General features: G+C 75.5%; 14 protein-coding genes. 8 read left to right on the forward strand and 6 right to left on the reverse strand.

Going from position 1 to position 16,728, the window contains the following annotated elements; translation table 11 throughout:
- Positions 1-85 precede the first annotated feature (85 nt).
- Both HNR08_RS04045 and HNR08_RS04050 read left to right on the forward strand, forming a co-directional pair.
- Positions 86-1,102, forward strand: coding sequence for a LacI family DNA-binding transcriptional regulator (locus tag HNR08_RS04045; RefSeq protein WP_146835452.1), 1,017 nt, complete (start codon positions 86-88; stop codon positions 1,100-1,102).
- Positions 1,099-1,425: a hypothetical protein gene (locus HNR08_RS04050; protein WP_146835449.1), complete on the forward strand. Its 327-nt coding sequence runs from the start codon at positions 1,099-1,101 to the stop codon at positions 1,423-1,425. The genes HNR08_RS04045 and HNR08_RS04050 overlap by 4 nt, the downstream gene beginning before the upstream one ends.
- A gap of 17 nt (positions 1,426-1,442) precedes the next feature.
- On the opposite strand, the gene HNR08_RS04055 is transcribed toward HNR08_RS04050, so the two are convergent.
- Both HNR08_RS04055 and HNR08_RS04060 read right to left on the reverse strand, forming a co-directional pair.
- On the reverse strand, positions 1,443-2,039 hold the full coding sequence (locus tag HNR08_RS04055; protein ID WP_146835445.1) for a CueP family metal-binding protein: 597 nt from the start codon (positions 2,037-2,039) through the stop codon (positions 1,443-1,445).
- 116 nt (positions 2,040-2,155) lie between these two features.
- Entirely contained in the window at positions 2,156-2,638 is a 483-nt protein-coding gene (locus HNR08_RS04060) for an acetyltransferase (protein WP_246802992.1), read from the reverse strand.
- A 116-nt stretch (positions 2,639-2,754) separates the two neighbouring features.
- Here HNR08_RS04060 and HNR08_RS04065 point away from each other — a divergent pair, with 116 nt between their 5' ends.
- The 6 genes from HNR08_RS04065 to HNR08_RS04090 all read left to right on the forward strand — a co-directional run bounded on the left by HNR08_RS04065 (position 2,755) and on the right by HNR08_RS04090 (position 10,706).
- Complete coding sequence (locus tag HNR08_RS04065) at positions 2,755-4,986, forward strand: DEAD/DEAH box helicase (RefSeq protein ID WP_146835439.1); 2,232 nt, start codon at positions 2,755-2,757, stop codon at positions 4,984-4,986.
- A 64-nt stretch (positions 4,987-5,050) separates the two neighbouring features.
- Positions 5,051-5,365: a hypothetical protein gene (locus HNR08_RS04070; protein ID WP_146835436.1), complete on the forward strand. Its 315-nt coding sequence runs from the start codon at positions 5,051-5,053 to the stop codon at positions 5,363-5,365.
- A gap of 123 nt (positions 5,366-5,488) precedes the next feature.
- Complete coding sequence (gene uxuA / locus HNR08_RS04075) at positions 5,489-6,670, forward strand: mannonate dehydratase (protein WP_146835432.1); 1,182 nt, start codon at positions 5,489-5,491, stop codon at positions 6,668-6,670.
- Between the two features lie 22 nt (positions 6,671-6,692).
- Entirely contained in the window at positions 6,693-7,733 is a 1,041-nt protein-coding gene (locus tag HNR08_RS04080) for a LacI family DNA-binding transcriptional regulator (protein ID WP_146835429.1), read from the forward strand.
- A 106-nt stretch (positions 7,734-7,839) separates the two neighbouring features.
- Positions 7,840-9,288 carry a glucuronate isomerase gene (gene uxaC, locus HNR08_RS04085; RefSeq protein WP_146835426.1) on the forward strand — a complete coding sequence of 483 codons (1,449 nt, stop codon included), beginning with the start codon at positions 7,840-7,842 and terminating at the stop codon, positions 9,286-9,288.
- A complete protein-coding gene (locus HNR08_RS04090; protein WP_222596005.1) occupies positions 9,285-10,706 on the forward strand; it encodes a mannitol dehydrogenase family protein in 1,422 nt (473 codons plus the stop codon). The genes uxaC and HNR08_RS04090 overlap by 4 nt, the downstream gene beginning before the upstream one ends.
- A gap of 36 nt (positions 10,707-10,742) precedes the next feature.
- On the opposite strand, the gene HNR08_RS04095 is transcribed toward HNR08_RS04090, so the two are convergent.
- From HNR08_RS04095 to HNR08_RS04110, 4 genes are all read right to left on the reverse strand, one after another.
- Positions 10,743-12,791, reverse strand: coding sequence for a beta-galactosidase (locus HNR08_RS04095; protein ID WP_146835423.1), 2,049 nt, complete (start codon positions 12,789-12,791; stop codon positions 10,743-10,745).
- Positions 12,788-13,465, reverse strand: a complete 678-nt coding sequence (locus HNR08_RS04100; protein ID WP_146835420.1) for a hypothetical protein — start codon at positions 13,463-13,465, stop codon at positions 12,788-12,790. The genes HNR08_RS04095 and HNR08_RS04100 overlap by 4 nt, the downstream gene beginning before the upstream one ends.
- Complete coding sequence (locus HNR08_RS04105; RefSeq protein WP_146835417.1) at positions 13,462-14,979, reverse strand: GH39 family glycosyl hydrolase; 1,518 nt, start codon at positions 14,977-14,979, stop codon at positions 13,462-13,464. The genes HNR08_RS04100 and HNR08_RS04105 overlap by 4 nt, the downstream gene beginning before the upstream one ends.
- Positions 14,980-15,068: 89 nt before the next feature.
- Complete coding sequence (locus HNR08_RS04110) at positions 15,069-16,718, reverse strand: ABC transporter substrate-binding protein (protein ID WP_246802991.1); 1,650 nt, start codon at positions 16,716-16,718, stop codon at positions 15,069-15,071.
- Between the last annotated feature and the right edge of the window lie 10 nt (positions 16,719-16,728).

Below are 16,728 nucleotides of genomic sequence, written 5' to 3' on the forward strand. Positions count from 1 at the left end.
CCTCTTTGCCAACGTGTGCAAACTAGCCTGCCTTTGCACACGATGGCAAGCCCCTATGCTGGGGCTCCACGACGAGGGGGTGCCCATGGCCGCGACACTGCGGGACGTCGCCGAGCACGCGCAGGTCTCGGTCCGCACGGTGTCCAACGTGGTCAGCGGGTACGCGCACGTGAGCGACAGGATGCGCCACCGGGTGCTCACCGCCATCGAGGAGCTCGACTACCGGCCCAACCCCGTCGCGCGCACCCTGCGGACCGGCCGCACCGGCGTCCTCGCCCTCGTCGTCCCCGAGATCGACCTGCCGTACTTCGCCGAGCTCGCCCGCGAGATCATCAACGCCGCCGCCGAGCACGGCTACCGCGTCATGGTCGACCAGACCGGGCACGACCACGAGCGCGAGCGCGAGCTCCTCACCGGTGCCGACCGGACCATGCTGTTCGACGGCGTCCTGTTCAGCCCGCTCGTCACCCGCGCCGAGCTGCTGGAGATGCAGCCCAGCACGACGATGCCGCTGGTGCTGCTCGGCGAGCACGAGTTCGACGGCCGGTACGACCACGTCGCCATCGACAACGTGCAGGCCGCCGCCGACGCCGTCGCGCACCTGCTCGCCCGCGGGCGGACCCGGGTCGCGGCCATCGGCGCCCAGCCCGACGAGTCCTACGCCACCCCGCAGCAGCGGACCACCGGCTACGAACGCGCGCTACGGGTCGCCGGCCTAGCCGTCGAGCCCGCCCTGCTGCGGCCGGCGGCGCACTACCGACGCGCCGACGGCTACCGCGCCACCACCGAGCTGCTCGCGCTGGCCGACCCGCCGGACGCGATCTTCTGCTACTCCGACCTGCTGGCCATGGGTGCCATCCGCGCCGTGTTCGACGCCGGGCTGCGGGTGCCCGAGGACGTCGCGGTGATCGGGATCGACGACATCGAGGAGGGCCGCTACTCCCGGCCCACGCTCAGCACGGTGTCGCTGGACACGCCGTACATCGCCCGCGAGGCGGTCGCGCGCATCGCGGCGCGGATCGGCGAGCCGGACACCCCGGCGGTCGAGGTCACGGCGCCGCACACGGTGCGGGCGCGGGAGAGCACCGGCGGCGCGCGGTGAGGCGGGCGGCCGTCGTCGCCGCGGCGGTGCTCCTGCTCGCCGGGTGCGGGGCGGCGCGCGGCGAGCCGACCGTGACGGGCGTCGTCGCCGGGGTGGACGGGGCCGACGGCAGCGGGTCGCCGCAGCTCGCCGAGCCGTCCGACGCGTACTACCACCAGATCCCCCTCGCCGCGCCCGGCGTCGAGTACCGGGACGCCGCCGGCGGCGAGATCGAGGCCGGCGACCTACGGGACGGGGACCTCGTCTCGGTGTGGATCGGGGACGGGTGCGCCGAGTCGTTCCCGCCGCAGTGCGACCTGCGGGCGGTGCACGTCACGGGCTGATCGTCCCGGGTCGGCCCTCAGGCGAGCCGCAGGCTCGTGAGGCAGGTCAGGTCCTCGTCCCCCGTCGACACCGTGGCCGTGCCCGCGCGTCCGTCCGCCTCGACCGTGACCGTCGCCGTCCGGCCGTCCGGCAGCCAGAAGCCGGCGAACCCGTTGTCGTGCAGGGTGGTCGTCTCGTCGACGTAGACCTCGCCGGACGCGTCGTCGACGATCGTCACCGCGACCTGCTCGCCGCCGAGCTCCCCGGTGCACGTGGTCAGCGAGTGGAAGAAGCAGTCGTGCGTCCCGGAGACGTACGGGGCGATCGACAGGTAGTGCTTCCCCTCGGGTGCCGGGACCGCGACCTCGCGGCCGTCACGGGACAGCAGCACCTCGTGCGGGCGGACCGACGCGAGCAGGTCGGCGGGGCGCTCGTCGAGCGGGGTGGCCTCCAGGGCGGCGATCAGGTCCTCCGCGCCCATCGCGGCGTAGGTGTCGAGCGCGTCCGCAGAGGCGTCGGCCGTCGCGACCGCCGTCGGGGTGGGCTCGGCGGGGGACGGGGAGCACGCGGCGGTCAGCGCGAGCAGCAGCGCGGCGGCGAGGGCGGGCAGGGCGGGGCGCCGGGTCGTCGTCATCGCGCCACCGTAGGCAGGCTCGGCGGACGCCGGCGCGGGCCGGAGGTCCCGCGGGGCGGGATGGAGCGACCCGGGGCCATCCCCGTGAGCCGGGTGGTGCGGGGGCTGCTCAGGGGCTAGGACGCGTCGAACCCGCCGAGCTTCAGGTGGAGCACCGGGTACGGGCGACCGGCGTCGTCAGTCTCGCTGCGGCCCACGACCTCGAACCCGTAGTGGGCGTAGAAGGCTGCGGCCTCGATGTTCTGCTCGTTGACGTCGACGGCGGTGACGCCGTGCTCCTCGATCGCGTGCGCGACGAGCGCCGTGCCGATCCCGCTCCCCCGTCGCGCCGCGTCCACGAACAGCATCTCCAGCGTCCCGTCGAGGACGCCCGAGAACCCGGCCGGTCGACCGTCGACCTCCGCCACCGAGAGCAGCACCCCCGGGAAGTAGTGGGACGCCAGCGCGGCCTCGATCGCGTCCCGGTCCGCAGGGGCGAGGAAGCGGTGGGTCGCGTCGACGGCGCTGCGCCAGACCTCGACCAGCGCGGGGTACTCCGCGGCCCCGGCCGAGGGGCGGATGTGCACGGCGGGCACCGCGATCTCCTTCCGGGTGGGCACCTCCGCATCCTCCCAGGCGGGCGGAGCGACGTCCCGCGGGCCGACCGCTCGCGTAGGCCCGGCCCGCCGGCGGGCGCTCCTGAACTGCCGGCCGCGCCGCCGTAGCATCGCGGGCGATGGCCACCCCCGACCCGACCGCGCCCGGTGCCCCCGCACGCGCGCTCGTGGAGCGGCACCGCTCCCTGGCGGGGACGGCCCGCCGGGTCCTCGACCACCTGGACGGCGCCACCGTGCGCGTCGCGGCCCTGGTCGAGCAGGACCGCGAGGCCCGGGTCCGGGCGGAGCTCGCCTCCGTCGGGATCGAGCAGCTCGGCGCGCTCACGGACCGGAACCTGCGGCTGCGCGCGCTGACCGACGCGGGGTACGCGACCGCCGCCGACCTGCTCGGCGTCCCGGCCGCGACGCTCGACCGGGTGCCCGGCGTCGGCACGCAGACCGCCCGCGGCGTGGTCGCCGCCGTCGAGCAGCTGGCCGCCGCGGTCCGCGAGGGCGTCCCGGTCCGGCTCGAGGTCGACCGCTCCGGGCGCCCCGACAGCGCCACCACCGCCGAGGTGCTGCGCCTGCTGGAGCGCCTGCTGCGGCTGCGCCCCGTCGTCGAGCCGCACCGCGAGGCGCTGGCCGGCTACGCCGACGCCGTCGCCGCGCACGTCGCGAGCGCCGCGCCCGCCACGAACCGGCTGCGGTTCGCCCTGACCCGGCGGCCGGCCAAGGACCGCGCGCGGCGGGCGCTCGGGGCGCTGGACGACTGGTCCGGCGTCGTCGACCGCGGGCTCGGCGCGCAGGTCGAGCGTCTCGCGGCCGCGTGCGCCGCCCCCGACACGACCGGCCCCGCGCTGTGGGACGTCTTCGAGCGGCGCAGCGCCGAGCTGTACACGGTGCTCGGCAGCATCGTGCCGCTCGCGCAGGACGTGCTGGCGGCGCGCGGCATGCTGACCGCCGAGCTCGCGGAGCGCGTCGCCGCCCACCCGCTCGACCAGTCCCTGCTGCGGGTGCCGCTGCGCGGGTACCAGGAGTTCGGCGCCCGGTTCGCGCTCAACCAGGGACGGGCGCTGCTCGGGGACGAGATGGGGCTCGGCAAGACCATCCAGGCGCTCGCCGTGATCGCCGACCGGGCCGCGGGCGGCGACCGGCACTTCCTCGTCGTCTGCCCCGCCGGGGTCCTGGTCAACTGGCTGCGCGAGACGACCGCGCGCACCGCCCTGTCCGCGCACCGCCTGCACGGCCCGTCGCGCGCCGAGGCGGTGGCGCGCTGGCACGCGGAGGGCGGCGTCGGCGTCACCACGTTCGAGGCGCTGCCGCACCTGCCGCTCGACGGTCCGCCGCTCGGGCTGCTCGTCGTCGACGAGGCGCACTACGTGAAGAACCCGTCGGCGCAGCGGTCGAAGGCCGTCGCCGCGTGGGCCGCCGCCACCTGGCGGGTGCTGCTCCTGACGGGCACGCCGATGGACAACCGGATCGAGGACTTCGTCGCCCTGGTCCGGCTGCTCGACGCGGACCTCGCCGCCGGCCTGCCGCGGCACCTGGGGCTGGTCGGCGCGGACGCGTTCCGGCGGGCCGTCGCGCCCGTGTACCTGCGCCGCAACCAGGCCGACGTGCTCGTCGAGCTGCCGGAGCTGGTGCAGGTCGACGAGTGGGAGGACCTGTCCCCCGCCGGCGAGGAGGTGTACCGGGAGGCCGTCGCGTCCGGGAACTTCATGGCGATGCGCCGCGCCGCCTACCTGACCGACGATCCCGCCGACTCGACCAAGCTCGCCCGGCTGGTGGAGATCGTCGCCGAGGCGGGCGCCTCCGGGCACCGGACCGTCGTGTTCTCGTACTTCCGGTCGGTGCTCGACGTCGTGGCGCGCGCGCTCGGCCCGCGGGCGTACGGGCCGATCACCGGCGACGTCCCCGCCGACGAGCGCCAGGCCGTCATCGAGGCCTTCTCCGCCGGCCCCCGGGACGGCGTGCTCGTCGCGCAGATCACCGTCGGCGGCGTCGGGCTCAACCTGCAGGCCGCGTCGGTCGCCGTGCTCTGCGAGCCGCAGCTCACCCCCGCCGCCGAGTCCCAGGCCGTCGCACGGCTGCACCGCATGGGGCAGGTCCGCACCGTCGTGGCGCACCGGCTGCTCGCCGAGGACGGGGTGGACGAGCGGATCGTCGAGCTGCTCGCCGGGAAGCGGCGGGTGTTCGACGCGTACGTGCGGGAGTCGGCGGTCGCGGCGTCGGCCGTCGCCGCCGTGGACGTGACCGAGGCGGGGCTCGCGCGGGAGGTCGTGGCGATGGAGCAGGCGCGGCTCGGGTACGGGCCGGTGTGGGAGTCGCTGGGCGGGCCGGACTCCGACGGCGCGGCTGCGGCGGCCGGCTGAGCGGTCACCCGCCGGGGGTCACGGTCCTGGTCGTGCGCCTGCGGCCGGTGCCACGATGACGCGCATGGAACGGCGCCGGAGGTCCCTCGCCGTCGTGGGCCTCGCGGCCGCGACGCTGCTGCTGCTCGCCGCGTGCGCGGCCGGGGTGAACCCCGACGTCGGCACACCGCCGCCCGGGGCCGCCGAGCCCGCCGGGTTCTGGCTCGGGCTGTGGCACGGGATCATCCTGCCGGTGACGTGGATCGTGTCGCTGTTCACCGACACCGTCTCGCCGTACGAGGTGTTCAACTCGGGGAACTGGTACGACTTCGGGTTCGTGCTGGGGATCACGATCGTGTTCGGGGGGCCGTTCGGGGCGAGCAAGGCGGGGCGGCGCTGACGCGTCCCGGCACCAGCCGCACGCCGGGGCAACTTCCGGCAACCGGTGGTCCCGCCCGCCGCCGGCCGCCCACGCTGCTCGGGACCGGGCGGCACGAGGCCGCCCGCCGGCAGAGGGACGGCGATGGAGCACACCTGGCGCTGGTTCGGCGACCGCGACCCGATCACCCTGGCGCAGGTGCGCCAGACCGGCGCGACCGGGGTGGTGACCGCCCTGCACGACATCCCGAACGGCGAGGTGTGGCCGGTCGAGGCCATCCGGGCACGGCAGGCGCAGGTCGCGGCCGCGGGCCTGGTCTGGTCGGTGGTGGAGAGCGTGCCGGTGCACGAGGACGTCAAGCGCGGCGGCCCGCTGCGCGACCGCGCGGTCGCCGCCTACCAGCAGACCCTGCGCAACCTCGGCGCCTGCGGCATCGACGTCGTCTGCTACAATTTCATGCCCGTCCTGGACTGGTCGCGCACGGACCTCGCGTACCCGCTGGAGGACGGCACCTGGGCGCTGCGGTTCGACGCCGACCAGCTGGCCGCGTTCGACCTGTTCCTGCTCCGCCGGCCCGGGGCGGCCGCCGAGTACGGGCCGGAGCAGACGGCGCGCGCCCGGGCGGTGCTCGACGCGCTCGACGACGCCGGCCGCGCCCGGCTGGTCGACACGATCCTGCTCGGCCTGCCCGGGTCGGAGGAGCGCTACTCGCTGGGCGAGTTCCGCGCCGCCCTCGCGACGTACGCGGAGGTGGACGCCGACGCGCTCCGGGCGAACCTCGCGTCGTTCCTGCGCGACGTGGTGCCCGTCGCTCAGGAGGCGGGGGTCCGGATGGCCATCCACCCCGACGACCCGCCGCGCCCGCTGTTCGGGCTGCCACGCGTGGTGTCCACCGCGCAGGACGCGCAGCACCTGCTGGACGCCGCCCCGTCCCCCGCGAACGGCCTCACCCTGTGCGTCGGCTCGTACGGCTCCCGGCCGGACAACGACGTGGTCGCGCTGACGCGGCGGTTCGCCGAGCAGATCTTCTTCGTGCACCTGCGCTCGGTCCGGCTGCAGGACGGGGGCCGGAGCTTCTACGAGGCCCCGCACATCGCCGGGGACGCGGACATGGTGGCGGTCATCGGGGCGCTGGTCGCCGAGGAACGCCGCCGCGAGCGCGACGGCGGGCCCCGGATCCCGATGCGTCCGGACCACGGCCAGCGGATGCTCGACGACCAGTTCCGCGAGACCTACCCGGGCTACTCGCTGATCGGGCGGCTGAAGGGCCTCGCCGAGCTCCGGGGGGTGGAGCAGGCGGTCCGCCGGCTGCTCCCGGTGGGCTGAGCACGCCCCCTACGATCGCGGGATGGACTCCGAGGGCAGCGGACCGCAGCCGACCCGCGCGCCCACGATCTACGACGTCGCCGAAGCCGCCGGCGTCGCCCCCTCCACGGTGTCGCGGACCTTCGCCCGGCCCGGCCGGGTCAACTCGCGGACGGCCGAGCGGATCCGCGCGGCCGCGACGGAGCTCGGCTACCGCACCACCCCGGTCGCGCAGGCACCGGCGACGTCCCGCACCGGGATGATCGCGGTGCTGGTCTCGGACCTGGCCAACCCGATCCACGCCGAGCTGCTGCGCGGCGCCCAGGTCGCGGCGTCGGCGGCGGGCTACGGCGTGCTGGTCGAGGACACCCGGGAGGACGCCGTCACCGAGCGGGGGATCGCCGAGCGGATCGTCCCCCTGGTGGAGGGCGTGCTGCTCAGCTCGTCCCGGATGTCCGACGCGGCGATCCGCGGCATCGCCAAGCAGCGACCGGTGGTGGTGCTGAACCGCGGGCTGACCGACGTGGCCTGCGTCGTGGCGGACGAGGAGCGGGGCACCCGCCGGGCCGTCGAGCACCTCGGGGAGGCCGGGCACCGGGACCTCGCGTACGTCGCCGGCCCCGACGCGTCCTGGCCGAACGGCGCCCGCTGGCGCGCGTTCAGCGACGCGTGCCACGAGCTCAGCCTGACGGGCCGGCGCATCGGGCCGTTCGATCCCACGTTCGCCGGCGGGTTCGAGGCCGCCCTGGCGCTGTCCGGGGCGCGGGCGACGGGCGTGGTCGTGTTCAACGCGCTCATGGCGGTCGGCGTCATCCGAGGGCTGCAGCAGGCGGGGCTGCGCGTGCCGGAGGACGTGAGCGTGGTCGGCTTCGACGACGTGCTGATCGGTCAGGTGGTCTCGCCAGCGCTGACCACGGTGTCCACCCCGCTGCAGGCGATGGGGGCGACGGCGCTGCGGAACCTGCTCGCGCTCGTGAACGGCGCGCGGTCGCACGGGCGGCCGGTCGTCGTCCCGGCCCGGCTCATGCCGCGCGACTCCTCGGGGCCCGCGCCCGTCGCCCGCTCGGTCACGAGAGTGCAGTAGCCGGGGGTCGGGGGCCCACGCGACCCCCGACTGCTGCCTCCTCGTCGTCCAGGCAACAGGTGGCAACCGTTGGCGGCCGTCCCCCGTCGGGTCGAACCATGGCCGCATGACCACGTCGCCGGCCGCCGCACCGCCCCGGATCGCCCTGCACCCGGACCGGCTGCTGCCGCCCGACCCCGCGACCCGGTCCGTGGCGCGCGAGCTCTACGCCGCCGTCCGCGACCTGCCGATCGTGTCGCCGCACGGCCACGTGCCCGCGCGGTGGCTGGCCGACGACGTCCCGTTCCCCGACCCGACGGCGCTGCTCATCACCCCCGACCACTACCTGACCCGCCTGCTGCACGCCCGGGGCGTCCCGCTGACCGACCTCGGCGTCGGCGGCGACGAGGGGCACCCGGCGCCCCCCGACCCCGCCCGCTCCCGCGCGGCCTTCCGGCTGCTGTGCCGGCACTGGCCGGCGTTCCGCGGCACGCCGGTCAAGCTGTGGCTGGAGCAGGTGCTGGTCGAGGTGCTCGGGGTCGACCTGGTGCCGTCCGAGGCCACCGCGGACGACCTCTACGACGCGGTCGCGGCGCGCGTGGCCGAGCCCGGGTTCCGGCCGCGGGCCCTGTACGAGCGGTTCCGGATCGACGTGCTCGCCACCACGGACGACCCGTGCGACGACCTGCGGCACCACGCGGCGCTGCGGGACGACCCGGCGTGGCGCGGTCGCGTGGTGCCGACGTTCCGCCCGGACCGGTACCTGGAGGCGGGCGAACCGGGCTGGCCGGACCGGCTCGACGCGCTCGCGGAGGCCTCCGGCGCCGACACCGGGACCCTCGCCGGGTGGGTGGACGCCATGCAGCGGCGGCGGGCGTCCTTCGCCGAGCACGGCGCGGTGTCCGCGGACCACGGGCACCGCGACGCGCGGATGGCGCCGCTCGACCCGGCCGACGGCGAGCGGCTGTACGCCCGCGCGCGTGCCGGCCGGGCGACCGCCGCCGAGGCGGAGGCGCTGCGGCAGGGGCTGCTGTTCGAGATGGCCCGGATGTCCAGCGAGGACGGGCTGGTCATGACGCTGCACCCCGGCGTGCGCCGCGACCACCACGCGCCGTCCCGTGAGCGCCTCGGCACCGACATCGGCGCGGACATCCCGGTGCCGGTCGAGTTCACCGAGGCCCTGCGGCCGGTGCTGCACGCATTCGGCACGAACCCGCGGTTCCGGCTGGTGGTGTTCACGATCGACGAGACCACGTTCTCCCGGGAGCTCGCGCCGCTGGCCGGCTTCTACCCGTCGCTGTACGTCGGGGCGCCGTGGTGGTTCCTCGACGCCCCGGACGCCATGGATCGGTACCGGGCCGCCGTCACGGAGACCGCGGGGTTCGCCAAGACCTCGGGCTTCGTCGACGACACCCGCGCCTACCTGTCGATCCCCGCCCGCCACGACGTGGCCCGGCGGGCCGACGCCGCCTACCTGGCGCGGCTCGTGACCGCCCACCGGCTCACCCTCGAGGAGGCGCTGGAGACCGCCCGCGACCTCGTCACCACCCTCCCCCGAAAGGCGTTCCGGCTGTGATCACCCACCTGGAGCACCGCCAGGCCGCGCCGACCGGGTTGCGGCTCTCCCGCGCGGCCGGGCACGGCCGCCCGACCGCACCGGTGCGGATCGTGCACCTGGGCCTCGGCAACTTCTTCCGCGCGCACCAGGCCTGGTACACGGACAACGCGCCGGACGCCGCGGACTGGGGCATCGCCGCGTTCACCGGCCTCTCGCGCGACCTCGCGGACGCGCTCGCCCCGCAGGACGGCCTGTACACGCTGGTCACGCGGGCGCCGGACGGGGAGCGGCTGCGGGTGGTGTCGTCGGTGTCGGCCGTGCACGGCGGGGACGAGCACGACGCCTGGCTGGGGTACTGGGCGGACCGCGCGGTCGCCGTGGCGACGTTCACCGTGACCGAGGCCGGCTACGTCCGCGGCCCCGACGGCGGCCTGGACACGAGCCGCGCGGACGTGCGCGCCGACGTCGCCGCGCTGCGCGCCGACCCGCACGCCCCGGTGACGACCGTCCCCGCGCGGGTGGTCGCCGGCCTGCGCCTGCGCCGCTCGACCGGCGCCGGCCCGATGACGCTGCTGCCGTGCGACAACCTGCCGGAGAACGGCGCGGCGCTGCGGCGGGTGGTGCTGGACCTCGCGGACCTGGTGGACCCGGGGCTCGCGGCGTGGATCGCCGAGCACGTCGCGTTCGCCACCACGATGGTCGACCGGATCACCCCCGCCACGACGGCGGAGGAGCGGGACGCGGTCCGCGCGGCGACGGGCCTGGCCGACACCGCGCCGGTCCGCACCGAGCCGTACTCCGAGTGGGTCATCGCCGGCACCTTCCCGGCGGGCCGCCCGGCCTGGGAGGAGGCGGGCGCGCAGATCGTGGAGGACGTGCTGCCCTTCGAGCAGCGCAAGCTCTGGCTGCTCAACGGCGCGCACTCCCTGCTGGCCTACGCGGGCGGCGTCCTCGGGCACCGCACGGTCGCCGAGGCGGTCGCCGACCCGTGGGTGCGCGGCTGGGTCGAGGCGTGGTGGGACGAGGCGAGCCGGCACCTGGATCTGCCGGACGACGACCTCCTCGCGTACCGGCGCGCCCTGGTGGAGCGGTTCGGCAACCCGCGCATCGAGCACCTGCTGGCGCAGATCGCCGCCGACGGCTCCGAGAAGCTGCCCGTGCGGGTGGGGCCGGTGCTCGCCGCCGAATGCGCGGCGGGCCGGCTGCCGCTCGGCGCGAGCACGGTCGTCGCGGGGTGGGCGCTGCACCTGCGGGGCCGCGGCGCGCCCCTGTCCGAGGCCCGCCCGGACCGCGTCGCCGGGCTCGCGGACGGCGACCTTGCCGACACGGTGCGCGCCGTCCTCGACCGGCTGGGGCCCGGGCTCGGCGGGCACGAGCCGCTCGTGGCGACCGTGCTCGACGGGGCCCGGGCGCTCGAAGCGCTGGCGGAGGCCTGACGCCGGGCGCGGCCCGCGGGCCGCAGCCCGCGCCCCTCAACGCCGCAGCACCACCACGTCGGCCGGCGCGAGCGCGACGGGCTCCCCGCGCCGCCACCGCGCGCCCGTGAGCAGGTCGGTCCCGTCGGCGTGCGCGGGCACCGTGACCGGCTCGGTGCCGTGGTGCAGCACCAGGTCGACGCGGTCGCCCGCGGGCGTGACCCGGGTCGCCAGCTCGAGCCCCGGCACGTCGGCGTAGGGGCCGAGCAGGCCGTGCCGGTCGAGGGCCGCGCGCACCACGTGCGCCAGGCCGTCCTGCGCGAGCTCGGTCCCGAGGTACCAGACGTGCCCCTCGTCGCCCCCGTCGGCGGGAACCCGGTTCCGGGTCACCGCGGGCTCCCCCGCGTAGAAGTCGGCGCCGTACCGGGCCATCACCTCGGCGCCCTCGGGCACCAGCACCTCGAAGACCATCCGCGCGTCGACGATCGGGCCGCCCGGGAACGCCACCGGGTTCACGACCTCCGGCTCGGCGGCGTCGGTCTCCGCCACCCGCAGCCCCGCGAGCCCGGCCAGCGGGCCCGGGACGTCGGCGAGGAACCGCCGGTCGTCCTCGTCGACCCGCCCGGACAGGTAGCCGGTCAGCACGGTCCCGCCCCGGGCCGCCACCGCGGCGAGCCGCTCCGGCAGGTCCCCCTTCACCAGGTGCAGCAGCGGCGCGGCCACCACGTCGTAGCCGGACAGGTCCGCGGTCACGGGCACGACGTCCACCTGCGCGCCGGCGTCCCAGAACGCCCGGCCCCACGCGAGCACCGTCGGCAGGTAGCGGACCAGCCGGTTCGGCCCGTCCGCCATCTCGACCGCCCACCACGAGTCCCAGTCGACCAGCAGCGCGGCCCGCGCCGGCGTCCGTGCGCCCAGCAGGACGTCCCCGACCCGCTCGAGCTCGTCGCCCAGCCCCGCGACCTCCCGGAAGGCGCGCGTGTCCAGCCGGCCGGAGTGGTCGAGCACCGCGCCGTGCGTCATCTCGCAGGCCCCGCGGGAGGCGCGCATCTGGAAGAACAGCACCGCGTCGGCGCCGTGCGCCACGGCCTGCCAGGACCACAGCCGCATGATCCCGGGCCGGCGGACCGGGTTCACGTCCCGGGACGCGGTGACGGTCGGGGTCTGCTCCATCAGCCAGAACGGCGCCCCGCCCTTGAGCCCGCGCACCAGGTCGTGCGTCAGCGCGGTGCGCCACGGCTCGTCGCTCCGCGGCGGGTAGTTGTCCCACGAGGCGAAGTCCAGGTGCGGCGCCCAGCGGTGGTAGTCCAGCGGCTGGAAGAAGCCCATGAGGTTCGTGGTGACCGGCAGGTCGGAGTGGGCGCCGACCGCCGCCTTCTCCTCACGGAACTGCCGGATCGCGTTGTCCGTGCTGAACCGGTAGTAGTCGAGCGTGATGCCCTGGAAGGCCGTGTGGGTGCGGCCCCGCCAGTGCTCGGTGAGGGCGCTGGGCGGCTCGATCTCGTCCCAGTCCCCGAACCGGTGCGACCAGAACGTGGTGTTCCACGCCTCGTTCAGGGCGTCGAGCGTCCCGTACCGGGCGCGCAGCCAGGTCCGGAACTCCGCCGCGCACAGGTCGCAGTAGCAGGCCCCGCCGTCGCCGCCGTACTCGTTGCCGATGTGCCACGCGACCACGGCGGGCTCGTCGGCGTAGCGCTCCGCGATCCGGCCGGCGACTCCCGCCGCCAGGCGCCGGAACACCGGCGAGCTCCAGCAGGCGTTGTGCCGCTGGCCGTACCGGTGCCGGCGGCCCTCGAAGTCCACCCGGGTCACCTCGGGGTACGCCCGGGCGATCCACGGGGAGAGCGCGCCGGTCCCGGTGGCGAGGCAGATCCGTCGGCCCTCGTCGGCCGCGCGCCGCACGATCGCGTCCAGGACCGTGAAGTCGAACCGGTCCTCGGCGGGCTGGGTGAGCGACCACGCGAACACCCCGAGCGTGACGGTGGTGATCCGGGCGGCGTCGAAGGCGGCGTAGTCGGCGGCCCAGACGGCGGGGTCCCACTGCTCGGGGTTGTAGTCGCCCCCGAACGCGATCGCGGACGTGCGCGGCAGCCGGGCGTCGGTCATGCGGTGAACCTCTCCTCGATGTCCGCGCGCAGCGCGCGGGAGTGCCGGTGCAGCCACCAGGCGAACGCCCCGGCGGTCGGCAGCAGCGCCCACTCGCCGAGCAGCACGAGCAGGCCGGTCGCGACCACGAGCAGCGACGCGGTCGCGAGCGCGGTCCCGGGGTGGCGGAACAGCGAGTACGCGGCGAGCCGCGCGGTGTCGCGGGTCCGGAACGAGAACCGGGCGACGATCACGGTGGCGTTCGCCAGCCAGAGGCCCACGACGAGCGCGAGCAGCAGCGACACCCCGACCAGCGCGCGCGGCAGGCCGGCGGACCGGTTCAGCGCCACGTTGGCCGCCACCACCGCGAGGACCGCGAGGGCCGGCACCCACAGCCGCAGCGCGTCGACGGTGTTCCGGCGCAGGCCGCGCGCGACGTGCCGCGCGGGCGACAGGTCCCGGTCGGTGTCCGCGACCTGCCAGGCGTACAGCCCCGCGGCGAGCGCCGGGCCGACGGGCAGCGCGGCCAGCACGACGAGCGGCGCGTTCGACGCCGCGGGCGCGAGCAGCGCGGTGACGACGAGGCCGGGTGCGGCCACGAGCACCATGAGCACGTCGACGACCAGGTACCAGTGCACCACCGAGGCGGCCCGGGCCAGCGGGCCGGCCCCGATCTCGCCGACCTGCGCGGTCACGGCTCCGCCACCGGGTCGCCGAGCAGCCGGGCGTCGTCGAGCCAGGCCGGCGTCTCGTCCGCGACGGGCTCGAGCTCCACGAGGCAGACCTCGTGCCGGCCGAGCACCAGGTCGAGGTCCGCGCGCCCCGCCTCGACGGGCAGCACGGCGCGGCCGCGCACCGGCTCGGCGGCCTCGCGGATCCGGTCCAGCACGCGGGGGTGCGGGGAGCGCGGCCGGCCCAGGTCGCGCCAGGCGGCCCACGCGTTGCCCTCGTCCTCGCTGACCGTCGACCGCAGCGCGACCACGCGGGACCCGGCGACCGGCACCGACAGCCGCACGGTGTGCCGCGGGTCGGCGGTGAAGTCGTCCCCCGTGCCGCGCACGGGCTGCCACGCCAGCACCGTCACCCGTCCCTCCGGGGTCCGGGTCACGAGGTGGTCCTCGCCGCGTGCCAGCACCTGCGGGCCCATCCGGGCCAGGAACGCGTAGAGGTGGTACGTCGGCTTCGGGACCTGGCCGTGCGTCAGCATGCCGAAGCCGCCGTGGAACAGCGCGGCCGGCACGCCCTCCTCCTCGAACACGTCGCAGAACGTCCAGTAGGAGAAGGAGTCCGCGTGCTCGCCGCCGCCCGCGAGCACCGGGGCCAGGTACGCGGCGTTGTAGGCGGTGTCGTGGATCGGGTTGTCCGGCCGGTACGAGGTGTTGAACTCGGTGATGTGCACCGGGAGGTCCGCGAGCGGGGTGCCGGCCAGGTGCGCGCGCGGGGCGCCGAACTGGTCGAGCAGCCCCTGCGGGGGTGCGAGCGTCTGGTACACCCCGAACGGCACGTGCTGGGCGGGCCCGGAGGTGTAGGCGTGCCGGCTGACGAAGTCCACCGGCACGTCGTGGCTCGTCACGAACTCGGCGAACGGCTCCCACCAGTCGTCGGACCCCGGGGAGATCGCGGGCCCGCCGACGGCGATGTCCGCGTCGACCGACTTCACGGCGTCCGCCGTCACGCGGTACAGGTCGAGGTAGTCCCGCTGGTCGCCGCTCCAGAAGTGCGGCAGGTTCGGCTCGTTCCACACCTCGACGGGCCAGGTCCGCACCTCGTCCAGGCCGTACCGGTCGACCAGGTGCCGCAGCGTGGCGCGCACCAGGTCCGCCCACTCGGCGGGGTCGGCGGGCGGGGTGACGTTCCCGCGCCACCAGAACACGGTCCGGTCCCCCGACGCCAGGCCGGACGGCATGAACCCGGTCTCCAGGAACGGGCGGACGCAGGCGGCGAGCCAGCCGTCGACGACCTGGTCCAGGTAGCGGAAGGCGTGCAGCACCTCGCGGCGGCTCCCGGTCCGGTAGGCCCGGTGGATGCCGAGGTCGTCGCTGAACAGCCCGTGCCCGCGGATGTACCGGAACCCGATGTCCTCCTGGACCCGGGCCAGCGAGTCGCGGTAGTCGGACCGCAGGGCGAGGTTGAGGCGGCCGGTGCCGACGCAGGCGCGCCAGGCGTCCGGGAGGGTGCCGATCGGGGTGGGGGGCACGACGGTGCGCACGGGGGGTCCTTCGCGGTGGGGTCCGGGTGGCCGGGACGGTCCGCCGGCCGGCACGCACGCACGCGCGCGCCGGCCGGCGGGCCGCGGGGTCAGCTCGACTCGGCGAAGGCGCGCTGCGCCTCGTTGACCTTGTCGATGTACTGCGTCATGCCCTTGCCGTCGAGCTCGGCGACGAAGTCGTCGAACTCCGCGAGGTCCCGGGTGCCCAGGATGAACTGCAGCGTGTTCTGGTCGGCGTAGTCCCCGAGGGCGGACTGCCACAGGGCCACCTGCTCCAGGTCCAGCTCGTTCATCGGCGCGGGCGGCGGGGGCGGCAGGACCTCCTTGGTCTGCACCATCTGCTCGCGCCACGCCCGCTCGTCGTCCGGGAGCATCGAGTTCATCAGGTCCTCGGTGGTGCCCTGCGTCAGCATGAACACCCCGTTGAAGAAGCCGTAGTCGGTGCGCAGGTTCGTGGACGCGCCCGGGTTCAGGCTGAGGAAGTCGACGTCCTCGGTGAACGAGCGCACGCCGTCGGCGTCCTTCTCGAACGTGGTGCCCTCGACGCCCCAGGTGGTGAACTCCAGGCCCTCGTCGGAGTAGTACAGCCAGTCGATGAACTGCATCATCGCGACGAAGGTGTCGTTGTCGGCGGCGTCGGCGGAGAGCATCATGCCGCTCTCGATCGGCCGGCCGCCCATGACGTCGCCGGCCGGGCCGGTCGGGATCGGCATCTTCGCGATCGAGTACGTGCCGGCGCCCAGGGTCTCGTCCATGGACGTGCGGTACTGCGTCATGAACTGCGAGTTGCCCGTGATGGCGAACGCCTGGCCGGAGACGAACTTGTTCACCGCCTGGTCGTCGTCCTGGGTGAACGTCTCCGGGTCGAGCAGGCCGTCCGCGACGAGCCCGTGGAAGTACTCGAGCATCTCCTTGAACTCCGGGCGGGCGGCCGTGTAGACGTACTCGCCGGCCTCCTCGTCCCAGGTGGCGGCGTTGCCGGAGTAGCCGCTCGGGGCGCCGGGGAACCCGAAGGTCGCCGCGGCCGTGTTGTTCAGCAGCAGCTTGCCCTCGAAGCGGTCCGTCATCGGGGTGACGGCCGGGTAGGCCGCCTTCATCGCGGCGAGCACGTCGCGCAGCTCGTCCCAGGACGTCGGCATCTCGAGGCCGAGCTCGTCGAGGATGTCGGTGCGCAGCGCGACGGTGTAGTCGGGCCGGACGAACTCCATCAGCCCGGGCAGCAGGTAGATCTTGCCGTCCTCCTGCCGCTGCGTGTCGAGCCACTCCTCCAGCCCGTACTCCGCGACCTTCGCGGAGAAGTTCGGCATCAGGTCGAAGTAGTCGCTCACCGGCAGCAGCGCGCCGGACGCGACGAACGGGGTCTCCTGGCCGCCGTACGCCACCGGCATGATGTCCGGGGCGTCGCCGCCGGAGATCAGCAGGCTGCGCCGCTGCTCGAACCCGTCCAGCGGGGCGAACGTCATGTCCAGCGTGACGTTCGTGCGCTCCGCGAGCTCGGTGACCAGCAGCCAGTCCTCCTGGTACGGGTAGTCCGGGTGGTCGCGGTACAGCATGGACAGCTCGATGGGCTCGGTCGCGGTGAACTGGTCGCCCACCGCGAAGTCGTCCATCGCGCCGACCCGCTGGTCGTCGGTCACCTCGGCGTCCCCGTCGTCCCCGCCCGAGCCGCACGCGCTCATCCCGAGCGCCAGGGCCCCGGCGACCAGCACCGCGGTGGCCCGTCCTCGTCGTGTCAGCACACGTCCTCCT

The organism is Cellulomonas hominis, from assembly GCF_014201095.1.
Taxonomy (GTDB): Bacteria; Actinomycetota; Actinomycetes; order Actinomycetales; family Cellulomonadaceae; genus Cellulomonas; species Cellulomonas hominis.

Bases quoted from the DNA above. Each gene is read 5' to 3' on its own strand.
- uxaC (WP_146835426.1), top strand. From the start codon at position 7,840: ATGACCACGTCGCCGGCCGCCGCACCGCCCCGGATCGCCCTGCACCCG.
- uxuA (WP_146835432.1), top strand. From the start codon at position 5,489: ATGGAGCACACCTGGCGCTGGTTCGGCGACCGCGACCCGATCACCCTG.
- HNR08_RS04080 (WP_146835429.1), top strand. From the start codon at position 6,693: ATGGACTCCGAGGGCAGCGGACCGCAGCCGACCCGCGCGCCCACGATC.
- HNR08_RS04055 (WP_146835445.1), bottom strand. From the start codon at position 2,039: ATGACGACGACCCGGCGCCCCGCCCTGCCCGCCCTCGCCGCCGCGCTG.
- HNR08_RS04070 (WP_146835436.1), top strand. From the start codon at position 5,051: ATGGAACGGCGCCGGAGGTCCCTCGCCGTCGTGGGCCTCGCGGCCGCG.
- HNR08_RS04065 (WP_146835439.1), top strand. From the start codon at position 2,755: ATGGCCACCCCCGACCCGACCGCGCCCGGTGCCCCCGCACGCGCGCTC.
- HNR08_RS04095 (WP_146835423.1), bottom strand. From the start codon at position 12,791: ATGACCGACGCCCGGCTGCCGCGCACGTCCGCGATCGCGTTCGGGGGC.
- HNR08_RS04045 (WP_146835452.1), top strand. From the start codon at position 86: ATGGCCGCGACACTGCGGGACGTCGCCGAGCACGCGCAGGTCTCGGTC.